The following is a 12,452-nucleotide window of genomic DNA, read 5'->3' as shown; positions in this document are numbered from 1 at the left end:
TAAAAAAATTTTATTAAGGAGAAAAAAATGGCATTTGTAAAGTTATCAAATGGAAATAATCCAAGACTTATGGTTGATGTAAATAATGCATTAAACTATAAAGACACTCAAACAGGTGAGATTAAGCAAAGACAAGTCGCTACTGCTTTAGTTGATGTGATAGAAGAGGCTGGAAAAGTTGCTGGTATGGATAAAGGTGCTGTAACAGCTTCTTTTAAAGTAAATAATGAATGGAAAAATTATTTCGTAAATAGAGACAAGGAATCTCATAATATTGTTTTAGTTCCAACAGATGCGGTTGAAAGAAAAAATAGAGATAATCATATCTTTATTAATAATAACTGGAGTGAAGAGACTAAAAGATTTTATCACACAATTAATGATAAAAGAGAGGCTGGAAAAGCTTTAATTGAAGGAATTGGAATTAGTGAATTTCAAAATAAAGATGGTAGCAAAAGTTTTTATCTTGACACAAACATTAAACTTTCAAATGATGATATTAAATTTGCTTTAGAAAAAACTAAGCTTGAAAAAGGGGATGGCTATTTAGCTGTTGTTCGAAGTAGTGGTTTTGAAATAAAAAATGAAGCCGAAATGAAAGAGCAAAAAGCAAAACAACAAGATGGTTTTTCTAAAGAACAAACAATAGAGCAAGAAACTCAAGTTCCAAATAAGGAAAAAGATATCGAAAGATAAATTTTACACCCTTATTACAAGGGTGTAAAACAAATAAAGATAAAAGGTAAAAGATGAGATTGTTTATAGCGGAAAAACCTGAACTTGGTAGAGCAATTGCAGAAGGCTTAGATGGTAATGTTAAGAAATTTGAAGGTTATATTCAAAAAGGCGATAATTTAATTACTTGGGCTTTTGGTCATATATTGAGATTAGCGACACCTGAATTTTATAATGAAAAATGGAAGTTGTGGAATTTAAATGATTTGCCTTTGGACATTAAAGAATTTAAATATATTCCTATAAATAATAGCAAAAAACAATTAGAAATTATCTGCAAATTGATTAAAAATGATCAAGTAGATAGTATTGTTCATTGCGGTGATGCAGATGATGAGGGTCAAATTCTTATTGATGAAATTATTCAGTATTCAAAAACAAAAAAACCTGTTTTTAGAGTTTTAATTAATGATTTAACTCCAAAAGCAGTTAAAGTTGAAATTTCTAAAATGAAGCCGAATTCTCAATTTAAAGGAATGAGTGAAAGAGGATTTGCAAGAAGTCAAGCTGATTGGATTGTAGGTATTAATCTTACAAGAGCTTATACAAGTGTAGCACAGCAAAAAAGTGGTTTTAGAGAAGTTCTTACTTTAGGAAGAGTTCAAACTCCGATTTTAGGGCTTATAACAGCAAGAGATAATGAATATGAAAATTTTAAAAGCATGGATTATTATTCATTGCTAGGAAAATTTGAAATAAATGGAAAAATATTTAATGCAAGATTAAAAACAGAAGAAAAGATTATCGATGAAAATATTGCTAAACAAATAAAAGAAAACAACATTAATAAAACGGGGTTAATTAGTGTTTTTAAAGAAAAAAAGAAAGAATATCCCCCTTTGCCTTATAGTCTTTTAATTTTGCAAGCAGAGTGTGCTAAATTATATGGTTATTCACCTGATAAAACATTAGAAATCACTCAAAATTTAAGAGAAAAATATAAAGCCATAACTTACAATAGATCAGATTGTCAATATTTACCTGAAACAATGTTTGAACAAGCTCCAAATATTTTAAATTCTATTAAATCAAATATAAAAAATAATGATAGTGATTTAAGTTTATTGCTTGAAAAGAGTGATTTAAGCATTAAAAGCAAAGCTTTTAATGATAAAAATATTTCCGCTCACTATGGAATAATACCAACTCAAAACAATTTTGATTGTGGGCTTTTAAAAGAAGAAGAAAAGAATATCTATATTTTAATAGCAAAAAGATTTGTGATTCAGTTTTTTAAACCAAGAGAATATGAAGTTACAAATCTTGAGATACAAACTTATGATAAGAGTGTATTTGGCACTTCTCAAAGTAAAAATATTAGCGAGGGTTTTAGAAAATTTTTCAAGCAAAGTGATGAAAAAGACAATGAAGATACTAATAATCATTTGGACATTTCACTAATAGAGAATAATAGTGTTTGCAAAATTAAAGATATTGAAATAGAGAAAAAGCAAACAAAACCGCGTCCTTATTACACGATGGATTCTTTATTAAAGGATTTAAATAGTGTTGCTAAATATGTGAAAGATGAAAAAATAAAAAAATTACTAATTGAAAAAGATAAAGACAAAAAAGGCGAAAATGGAGGTATTGGAACACCTGCTACTAGATCAACTCATATTAAAAATTTAATTGAGCAAGGATATATTGAGGTAAGTAAAGATAAAAAACAAGTTGTTAAATCTACTAAAAAAGGAAGACTCTTAATATCTTTAGCACCTGAAACTCTTAAATATCCTGATATGACTGCTTTATGGTTTGAACAACAAAAAATGATTGAACAAGGCACAATAAAAAAAGAAGATTTCTTACAAAATATATTAAAGGAGGTTAATAGTGAAATTTTGAAAATAAAAGAAAATGGGAGTATGAATCAATTCTCACAATTATCAAAAGAAAAACAATATAGTTGCCCTGAATGTAAAAATGGTTATTTAATAAGAAGAAAAAATACAAAAGGGACTTATTGGTGGGGATGTAGTGAGTATAAAAATGGTTGTAAGTTTATGTGTTTTGATGAAAAAAATAAGCCAAAATTAAAATAAGGAGATGAAAAAATGAATGAAGTAGTATTATGTGGTTTTCTTGGTAAAGATTGGGAAGTATTTCAAGGAAAAAAAGAGCTTTTAGCAAAAAATAGTTTAGCAATTACGACTATTACTAAAAAAGCAAATGAGGAAATAAAACACACAGATTGGATTCCTTTGGTTGTTTTTGGAACAAATAGGGTAAATGCTTTAGCAAATTACTTAAAAAAAGGAGATAAATTCTTATGCAAAGGAAGGATTTTTACTTCAGTTTATGAAGATGAAAATCAAAATAAAAGAACTGGTTTTCAAGTTATAGTTGATAATTTTGAATTTGTCCATCAAAAAGAAAAGCAAAATATAGATCACCAAGCAATTAAAGAAGATAATTCTGTTGAAAATTTTGCTCAAGCAGATAATACGGAAGAAGAAGCATTTTAATAAGAACTAAAGAGGGTAAAATGAAATCAGTACTATATAAAAAATCTTTAGCAACAAAATATCCAAAAAAAAGGATATTAAGAAAAATCTTGTTGTCTTTTTTGTTAAGTTCATCTTTAATAAATCAAACACACTCAAGTGTTATTTTTGACAATGTAGATAGTGAGATTGAAATATTAAGTAAAAAAATTATTTCATCAACTAATACTGATAATGAAATTTTACCTTCAAGCACCCAAAACACAAACACTATTCAATCACAAAAAACACAAGTTAATGAAGCTAGTGAAATTATAAAAGAAGAAAAAGATAGCAAAGAACTTAGTGAGCAAGAAATCTATGCTAAATATGCAAAAATAAACAAAGAAATCAGAAGTATAGATAAAGAATTAAGTAATAATTCAAACAATAATGAATTAATTGCTAAAATTGCTAAAAAAGAACAACTAATTCAAGAAAAAAACAATCTTGATAATAATTTAAAAGAAATTAATAACGAAGAAGATAATGCAAATTTTCAAAAACAAACTATAAAAAAAGCAAAAGTAAAAGCTCATCGCATAATCTCAAGAGAAAAACCAAATGTAAAAAGCAAACAAGTAGAAATTTATAGAGAAAATAGAATATTAGATATTGAAAATATCATAACTAATGAAACAGGCACTAAGTGGGCTAAAATAGTTAATAAAGAAGAATATATTTCAGCTAAGTGGCTTGAGTTTGATGATAAAGAAGTTATCAAAGAACACGCTCATATTAATTTTAAAGACAAAAAAATTATCAAAGAACCTTTTGAAGATATTTATCTTAAAAACCCTACAAATGCAAATTATTATAATGAAAATTTAAAAACACAAGAAGCTTTAAATGATAGTAAAAAAGATGATAATTTAAGCAAAGAAGATCAAGAATTTTCAAATAAAGTAATGAAAGTTATTCAAACAGCTGGTGCTATTTATGATAGTGAAGATAGCAAAAGTAAAGAAGAAATTGTAAAAAATATGGCAAGTTCTTATTTAAATGCAAGTGCAAATGAGTTAGCTAAAGAATTTATTGATTCATTAAATACTTCTATTAATACAGATTTTTCATTTAATTACAATGAAAGAAGCGGTTTTAGTGGTAATGCTAAAGCACTTTTACCTATTGTAAGTGAAGATAATCCAAAAATATCTTATTTTTTACAAAGTGGTATAGGCGAATTTGCTAATGATAGAACCATAGGACACTTTGGTGGGGGTATAAGGTTTTATCCAAATGCAATAGCTTTAAATAATTCAGGTAATATTATGTTAGGACTAAACTCAGTCTATGATCATGATTTTAGCAGAGGGCATAAAAGAATGTCTTTAGGTGCTGAAGCTATGGTAGATACACTCGCGTTTAATGCAAATGTTTATCAAAGACTGAGTAACTGGATAGATAGCTATGATTTTGAAAAAGATTATGTGCAAGAACGCCCTGCAAATGGCTGGGACGCAAAAATAAAATATGCTTTTCCATCTCTTATTAATGTTTCAGTTTTTGCAAAAATGGGACAATGGTATGGCGATAAAGTAGGTGTTTTTGGAGCAAATAGCGTAGATGATTTAGAGAAAAATCCATTAATATATGAAGGGGGAATTTCATATTCTCCATTCCCTGCATTAACTTTTACTTTAAGTCATAGCAGAAGTGCAGAGAGTTCTAAAAAGAATACTTCAATTAATGCAAACATTAATATACCACTTGATGAAAAAGCTATGAAATTAGCATTTGAACCAAAACTAGCAGGAATTAGTAATACTATTGAAGGCACTAGAACTCAATTTATTGATAGAGATTATTCTATGGTTCTTGAATATAGAGCAACTCCAAATAAGTATCATATTTCTTATTGTGGGGATTTAGGTAATGATAAACATTGTATATTATTAAAAAATGGCTTTGATGAAGTAGTAAAAAATACTCCTATGAGAGTTACACCAACTCATTCTTGTGTAGTATTTGAAAAAGGTTTTGATTACATTACAGACAATAGCGGAAAAGTTTATGTGCAAATTATTCGTTCTTGCACTCCAAAAACTGATTTAAATGCAGTAGCTGGCGAAGCAAATGGTAAATTTCCTATTTCAATTATAAAACTTGATTTTAAAATTAAAGCAGATCCTGAAAAAATAGAAAGATTTGAAGAAAGTCTTATCACTTTAGCAGGTGGAAACTTAGCTAATAATTTAAAAGTTGTTTGGAGATTAATAGGCAAAGGCGAACTGATTAAAACAAATACTTCAGATATAACTGATAACAATGGTGAAGCTATTATCAAATACAAAGCTGATGATACGATGAAAGACAAAGAAGAAGTTAAAGTTATTGCTAGTGTTAATGGAGTTGAGTTTAAAGCACCTGTGCAAATTATGGTATTTGGTAATAACGATAATGATTTAAGTATTGATAAAGAAGTCATAGGAAATAAAGAAATAGCAATTGCTACTTATAAAAATTTACGCCCAAATAAAACTAATGTAAAGTGGAGATTAGAGGGCGAGGATAAAGCTTTATTTGTATTAGAAAATAAAAATAAAAACTCTACTGCTAAAGAATTACAACTTATTGCAGATAATAAAGGCGAAAGCAAAGTTAAAATCGTAGGCTTAGAAAATAATGGTAAAGTAAAAATCTTTGCTAAAAATACTAATGATGAATTAGTGAGTGAAAAAAGCAAAGAATTAGAGGTTAAAAATTATAAAGCCACTATGATTTTACCAACTCACAAGCACCCAGTTACAAATGCTTTATTTGAAAATGGAACAATTGATTATGTGAGTGAGTTTGAAGTTAAACTTACTGGATTAATGCCAAATACTAAAATAGAATGGATAGCAAAAGATATTAATAGTGGTAAGAAAATTAGAATTAGTAATAACAAAGAAACTACTTCAAATGAAAAAGGCGAAAGCAAAGTAGTATTTGAAGCAATCAAAGATTATAATGTTAAAAATTTAGAAATTAAAGCTATTTATAATCAAAGTATCGCAAATAAAATTGAAGTTAAAGATAATATCAAACTTTATCAATATTCTTTAGCAATGGATAGTCAAAAAGATAAGCTTGACGCTTATGAAAATGGCTTACCTACAAAAAATTTAGTTTTAGATAAAACTGAAGTTAAGGTTACAGGTGGAAAGCCAAATGAAAAAGTAGAATGGGATTTAACTGGCGATGGCACATTAAGCAATCAAGAATTAAGCTTTGATCAAAATGGAGAAGCTAAAGCTTTATTAACTTCAAAAACTCCATTTAAAAACCCTATTAAAATTGTTACTTCAGGTGTAGGTAAAAATTCAAATAAAACTATTGTGTATGATTTAAGAACCTTCACACCAGTAATAACATATCCAGTATTTAATTCTACCCTTTATGGCAAACACAATAATACAATAGATTATGACACAGATTATTCAATTTTAGTAAAAGGACTTTTACCTGATAGCATAATAGAACCTATTACAAATGGAGTAATTAAACCAAAAAGCGATAGTGTGCAAGTAAATAACAAAGGCGAAGCGACAATTGCTTATCACAAAATAAGTGATTTTAAAATTAAAAAGATAAAACCACAATTTAAATATATTAAAAGTGGAGATACCAAAGAAACTTTTACTATGAATGATATTAATTTATATCAATACAAATTAAGCATTTCAAGTGATAAAACTGAACTTGTAGGCGATGAAAATTTCAAAGTAACAGTCAAAGGCGGAAAACCAAATGCAAGTGTAGAATGGACTTTAAGTGGAGATGGAAAAATTACCTCAAAAGATAGCAAATTTAATGCTAAAGGCGAGGCTTATTTAAATGGTCAAGGAAAATCACCCTTTAATAACGACATAAATACTAACGCTAAAAGTTTAGGACAGAACTTAAATCTAAAGACTAAAATACAAGTTTCAGATTTGTTTTTTACCATAGGAGAGACTGGATCTTATAGTGATTCGACAATTGGAGAATTTGGCAATAATGGTTATGGTGGAGAAGGATATTATAAAAATAATTATAGAGAAATACATGTTACTAAAGCATATAATTATCCTCCTACTATGGAACTATATATTTTTGGATTTGATAATAAAGATGAGGCAAAAAATGTTTTAATGAGTTTTACTTATCAGCCAGCTTATGGTGGTAATACTAAATATCCTTTTAAATATGGAAGCGATGGACTTGGGATATATAAAGGAGACAACAAGTCTTCACAATTTCCTTCAAATAAATGGGGAACAATAATTTGTAACTTTGGAAAATATCAAGATACAAACCAAATTTCTGTTCATAAAAAACACAACGGAATATATACTTTTAAAACTACCTATAAGGGTAAAACCTATACGAGTATTTTACACTTAAAATTGAGTGAATAAACATTTAGCCTATAAAAAATTAAATTTTATATAGGCTATTTTAAAATTCATGTGATTTTTAAGGTAATTTCAAGTGCAAATAGGTGGGCTTTATGTATTTATTATTTAAATCTTCAAACTTATATATGCCGTTGTTTTGTTTGGTTGGAATAGAAGCTTCCTCATCACTAAATAATAAGTAAGTATAATGATTCATATCAAAAGGAAAATAAGTATTTCCTAAATAATAGGATTTTGAATTAATAAAATAACTTAAATTCCATTTTTGACTACCCCCATAAGCTGGCGTATAGGTTATTTTTATATTTGCATTCCATATATCATTAGTGTTTTGATAACCATAAATTCCTAAATCAAAATTACCATTATGATTTGTTAATGTAAAAGTAGAGTAACCTTCTGAATAATTACCAAAAGCTTGTCCATCTTCTCCATTATTAGTTCCTAATAATGTAGTTCTTCCATCTCCTCCATTTCTATTTCCAGTAGGGTGTCCTAATATCCCCCTTGTTTGAAATACACTAATTTTAGCACTAGCTTTTAATACCTGATTAAAAGCTTTGGCTAGTATATTTATGTCGTTATTAAAGGGTTCAAAGATAACACTAGAATTTAATCACAAACTAAAGCAAAAATAATTATAATTTTATTGTTTTAAGGATTTAACCAAATGGAGGCTTTATTAAAGTCGAAAGGAGGTTAAGATGAGTGAAGTTATCGTTTTTATTATAGCTTTAATCGTTCTTATTTTAGTAATAAAACACTAAAATAAGAACTCTCATAAAAAAACTAATTTTATTTTAGAAAAACCCTGCTTAGTTTATCCTTAAAACATAAGCCTTCATATTAGCAGGGTTGAGGGCTTATTCATCATAGTTAAACCTTAAATGTATTTGTATTCCACTAGCATAACACCTCCAAGCGTCTGTATTAATAGCTCCTGCTTTTATATTAATTTTATTAACTTTATTCCATTTAACTTTTATATTTCCTTGATACCAATTATCAATCCACTCATAAGGAAAAATTCTACCATCTACAAAAGTGTCATGTATGGTTATACCAAACCTATCATCAACTGCACCTTTCCATTTAATTGTAACTGATTTTACTTTATCTGTGTTTGGTATGGCATAATCTCCTAAGTTTATAGGCTGATAAGTTAATTCATAGCCATTACAAGTATAATTAGCAAAAGCACTTACATCAACAGGAACTTCAGAATAAGATTTTATTGCTAACGCTTTATTCATTCTTTGATTTAAAGCATTAAAAACTACATTTATGCTGTTATTAAAGGGTTAATTATTTTAAACTAGAAAAATCATACCTTTTTTGATATAAATAATCTTTATTTTATTAAAAGGAGAAACATCAATGATATATGCTTATATAAGAGTTAGCACCGATAAACAAAACACTGAAAATCAAAAATTTGAAATACTTCAGTGGAGCAAAAGAAATGAAATTAAAATCAATTACTTTGTGCAAGAAGTTGTTAGCGGAAAAATAGCAATAGATCATAGAAATTTAGGAAGATTATTTAAAAAATTAAAAAATGGAGATTCTTTAGTTGTTACAGAACTTTCAAGATTAGGAAGAAGTCTTTTGGATATTATGGAAAAATTAAACTGGTGTATTAAAAATAATATCACTATATATTCTATCAAGGAAAATTTTGCTCTTAATGATAATATTAATACAAAAGTAATTGCTTTTGCTTTTTCTCTTTCAGCTGAGATTGAAAGACAATTGATTTCACAAAGAACTAAAGAAGCTTTAGCTAGAAAAAAAATGGAAGGTGCAATTTTAGGGCGTCCCAAAGGCAAAAAGAATAGAATTGAAGTAAATCCATGCTATCCAGCATTAAAACAAATTTTAAAATGGGATAAGCAAGGCTACTCACATTCAAAAATAGCAAGAAGAATAGGTGTTCATAGGGATACTTTAAGAAAATTTCTAATTACAATGGGATATACACATTTGCTAAAAAGATATAAAACCGAGATTTAACTTTCTCTTTTAAGGGAAAAAATAGTGTGCTTTTAGTAGAATAAAAAAATTAAAAAATAACGAACGATAAATTTTAACAAAATATCCTAAAATTTATATTAATTATTTATATGTGTAATTAATAATTAAGTGTTTTGTTATCTAAAGGCAACTTATGAATATAAAACTTAATATTCCTTATTCAGAAAAAGATAAATTGAAAGAATATGGAATAAAATGGAATCAAGAACATAAAACTTGGTATTTGCAAGATTATAAAAATTTAAACTATGTTTCAAGTTATTTAGAGAATAAAAATTTTACATTTTATGCAACTGAAACTTTAAATATTGTTCAGGGATTTATTAATTGCTGGAAATGTTCTAAAGTTATACCTGTATATGCTTTGGGAAGCTCTAAATTTATTTATAAAGAAAAAGGCGAATGGTTATTTCAACCTAAATTTAAAATATTTAGAAATATAACTGCATATTCTGAAGATTTTTCTAATATTTTAAAACATATGAATATAAAATCTCTCGAAAAATCATTTTCAAATACAGCTGGAAGTTCTTATTTGATGAATAAATGCCAATGTTGCCAATCAAAACAAGGAGAGTTTTTCTTGTTTGAAGAAATAGATTCTATTTTTAGTCCTAACACTGTTAAAGAAGCACAACAACTAAAGATTTACGATTTTCCTTTATTATTTGATTTGGGTTTTACTGGAGAAATTATTGAGATACTTACAAGCGAGTGTTCAGATATTAATGCTTTAATTTGGTTTAATGCTGAGCGTATTAAAATCATTAAATAATTTTATATCTAATTAATATTTTTTAGATATAATTTCAATATCATTAAAATATAACGAACATATTTAAAAAATATATCAAGGATATAAAATGAAAAAAGTAGTTTTAGGGTTAGCTTCTCTTAGTCTTATTGTTTTTTTAGGTGCTTGTTCATCAGAGCCTAAGTCTATGGAATATTTTAAAGACTCCAAAAATGAAAAAGAATTAAAAGATACTTTAAAATATTGTAAAGATAATAGAGACTCTATATTAAAAGATAAAACTTCAAAAGAATATATAGAATGTGAAAATGCTTTTAAAGCAGATATAGGCAAATCAATGGGGAAAGAGCCTTTGGATTCTAAAGAGCTTTTAGATGAAGGTAGAGAAAAAGCAAATGCTTTGTTTGACTAAATAGGAGTGAAAAATGAGTAGTGTTTAGCTACTCGTTTTTTTAAATAAGAATAAATTTTTGATAGCCTATAATAAAACAGGATGCCAATATAAAAGCAATAGCAATAGCAACTAATAAATCTTTTATATATCCAAAAGAAAACTCAAAATTCATTATATAAACTTTAAAATATGCTACATAACAAACACAACAAAAAAACATAAAAGCGTGTATGATTAAAAATGTAAGCATATAAGTTAAAAAATCTATAAACATTTTACTCCTTTTTTTGTTATTATATCATATCCCTAAACATCTGCATTTTAATTTCTTTTGTTACAAATTCTAGTCCTTTTAAAAGCATTAAATCATTAAAATCACTCATACCTTGAGAGCTTTGCTCTTGTGTAAAATTTGGTAAAATTACACTAACATTAGAATATTTTTCTTTAATCTCTAAAGCTGTTTTTTTACCTGTATTTTCTAAACCTCTTAATTCTTTTTTTACATCATTATCAGCAAATATTGTGATATTTTTATCAGGATAGAGAGTATTTAGTTTTTTAACCACACTTTCTAAATTACCAGCATCTACTGCCATAATGATAGGTTTATTTAAAGCTTTATACAAAGTAGCACCAGTAGCAAAACCTTCACATAAATAAAATTCTTTTAAATTATGAAGTGTTTTAGCTCCTATAATATGAAAACAACCTTGTTTTTTTGCAAGATATTCCACACCTTGATCTTTTTCTTCTTGAGTTTTAATTACTCCTATGATTTTATCTCCATTTGAAAATATTCTTTGAAGTGACCATAATTTTCCATTTTCATCTTTTAAAGGAATTAATAATGAACCCATTTTATCTTGTTTAAGATAAAAGTTTTCATCAAAGCCTTTTTTCTTTAAGTAAGCATGGTTAGAATTAGCCCATCTTGCATTATTATATTCATCTTCTAATTTTAAGGCAGTTTTTTCTTGTAAGGCTAAAATTTCTTTTTCTCTAAGCTCTTGATCTTTTTTTATTTGATTATGTAATTCTTGAGAACTTTTTAAATTACCATTATAGTTTTTTTCTACTTGCATTTTCCAATTTTTCTTTACGCCTGTTTTAAAATTTTGTATAAAACCTGCAGGAAAATTGTTATTTAAATATCCAATATAAGCACCACTTAATTCTCTACCTTTATCATTAGTAGTTTTTACTCTATGAATTTTACCATCCATAATAGGTAAATTATCTATAATTAATCCTTCTTCTTCAAGTGATTTTTTAAATGATTGAAGGGCTAGGGAGGTGTTGGTTGAATAAGAATTACTTTTATTATTTAATGCGGTTTTATCTAACCATTTTTTAAATATATTAATATCTAATGATTTTGGTGCAAACCATTGTTTTTGTTTGTTATCCCACATTGCACCAAGTTTTTTAGCTTCACGAATATCTTGATATGGAACAAACAAAAACATTCTTTTTTTTGGCAAGATATTCCCCTATTTATTTTAATTTAATGTTAGATTGACTATAATTTTGATGAAATTCAAAGGGCTTCCTAGTAGCCCATTCCAACTTTTAACAATATCATCAAAATCTACTTTATTGAGCGATTTCATGTTTTCCTCTAATTTTTAAATATTTTTAATATCTTAACATGAGATAGATGAAAT

At 27.0% G+C, this 12,452-nt stretch carries 10 protein-coding genes; 7 read left to right on the top strand and 3 right to left on the bottom strand.

The window, feature by feature from the left end:
- The first annotated feature begins 27 nt into the window (after positions 1 to 27).
- The 4 genes from CPEL_RS08520 to CPEL_RS08505 are packed head-to-tail and all read left to right on the top strand — an operon-like array spanning position 28 to position 7,603.
- On the top strand, positions 28 to 696 hold the full coding sequence (locus CPEL_RS08520) for a hypothetical protein (protein ID WP_044599623.1): 669 nt from the start codon (positions 28 to 30) through the stop codon (positions 694 to 696).
- Between the two features lie 53 nt (positions 697 to 749).
- Complete coding sequence (locus CPEL_RS08515) at positions 750 to 2,780, top strand: DNA topoisomerase 3 (RefSeq protein WP_044599622.1); 2,031 nt, start codon at positions 750 to 752, stop codon at positions 2,778 to 2,780.
- 12 nt (positions 2,781 to 2,792) lie between these two features.
- Positions 2,793 to 3,203: a single-stranded DNA-binding protein gene (locus tag CPEL_RS08510; RefSeq protein WP_044599621.1), complete on the top strand. Its 411-nt coding sequence runs from the start codon at positions 2,793 to 2,795 to the stop codon at positions 3,201 to 3,203.
- 20 nt (positions 3,204 to 3,223) lie between these two features.
- Entirely contained in the window at positions 3,224 to 7,603 is a 4,380-nt protein-coding gene (locus tag CPEL_RS08505; protein ID WP_044599620.1) for an inverse autotransporter beta domain-containing protein, read from the top strand.
- 863 nt (positions 7,604 to 8,466) lie between these two features.
- On the opposite strand, the gene CPEL_RS08500 is transcribed toward CPEL_RS08505, so the two are convergent.
- Positions 8,467 to 8,856 carry a hypothetical protein gene (locus tag CPEL_RS08500; protein WP_044599619.1) on the bottom strand — a complete coding sequence of 130 codons (390 nt, stop codon included), beginning with the start codon at positions 8,854 to 8,856 and terminating at the stop codon, positions 8,467 to 8,469.
- Between the two features lie 124 nt (positions 8,857 to 8,980).
- Here CPEL_RS08500 and CPEL_RS08495 point away from each other — a divergent pair, with 124 nt between their 5' ends.
- From CPEL_RS08495 to CPEL_RS08485, 3 genes are all read left to right on the top strand, one after another.
- Positions 8,981 to 9,616 (top strand): multiple promoter invertase, encoded by a 636-nt coding sequence (locus CPEL_RS08495; protein WP_044599618.1) that lies wholly within the window; start codon positions 8,981 to 8,983, stop codon positions 9,614 to 9,616.
- A 154-nt stretch (positions 9,617 to 9,770) separates the two neighbouring features.
- Positions 9,771 to 10,412 (top strand): DUF5710 domain-containing protein, encoded by a 642-nt coding sequence (locus CPEL_RS09420; protein WP_012662281.1) that lies wholly within the window; start codon positions 9,771 to 9,773, stop codon positions 10,410 to 10,412.
- Positions 10,413 to 10,500: 88 nt separating this feature from the next.
- Positions 10,501 to 10,803: an EexN family lipoprotein gene (locus CPEL_RS08485; RefSeq protein ID WP_049984627.1), complete on the top strand. Its 303-nt coding sequence runs from the start codon at positions 10,501 to 10,503 to the stop codon at positions 10,801 to 10,803.
- 40 nt (positions 10,804 to 10,843) lie between these two features.
- On the opposite strand, the gene CPEL_RS08480 is transcribed toward CPEL_RS08485, so the two are convergent.
- Both CPEL_RS08480 and CPEL_RS08475 read right to left on the bottom strand, forming a co-directional pair.
- The gene (locus CPEL_RS08480) at positions 10,844 to 11,059 is read right to left on the bottom strand and encodes a hypothetical protein (protein ID WP_044599617.1); all 216 of its coding nucleotides are present in this window, start codon (positions 11,057 to 11,059) and stop codon (positions 10,844 to 10,846) included.
- A gap of 19 nt (positions 11,060 to 11,078) precedes the next feature.
- On the bottom strand, positions 11,079 to 12,269 hold the full coding sequence (locus CPEL_RS08475; protein WP_044599616.1) for a DUF5710 domain-containing protein: 1,191 nt from the start codon (positions 12,267 to 12,269) through the stop codon (positions 11,079 to 11,081).
- Between the last annotated feature and the right edge of the window lie 183 nt (positions 12,270 to 12,452).

It is taken from the genome of Campylobacter peloridis LMG 23910 (genome assembly GCF_000816785.1).
GTDB classification, from domain to species: Bacteria; Campylobacterota; Campylobacteria; order Campylobacterales; family Campylobacteraceae; genus Campylobacter_D; species Campylobacter_D peloridis.
Note: the sequence above shows the minus strand (reverse complement) of the source record. Positions and strands in the feature narration are given on the sequence as shown.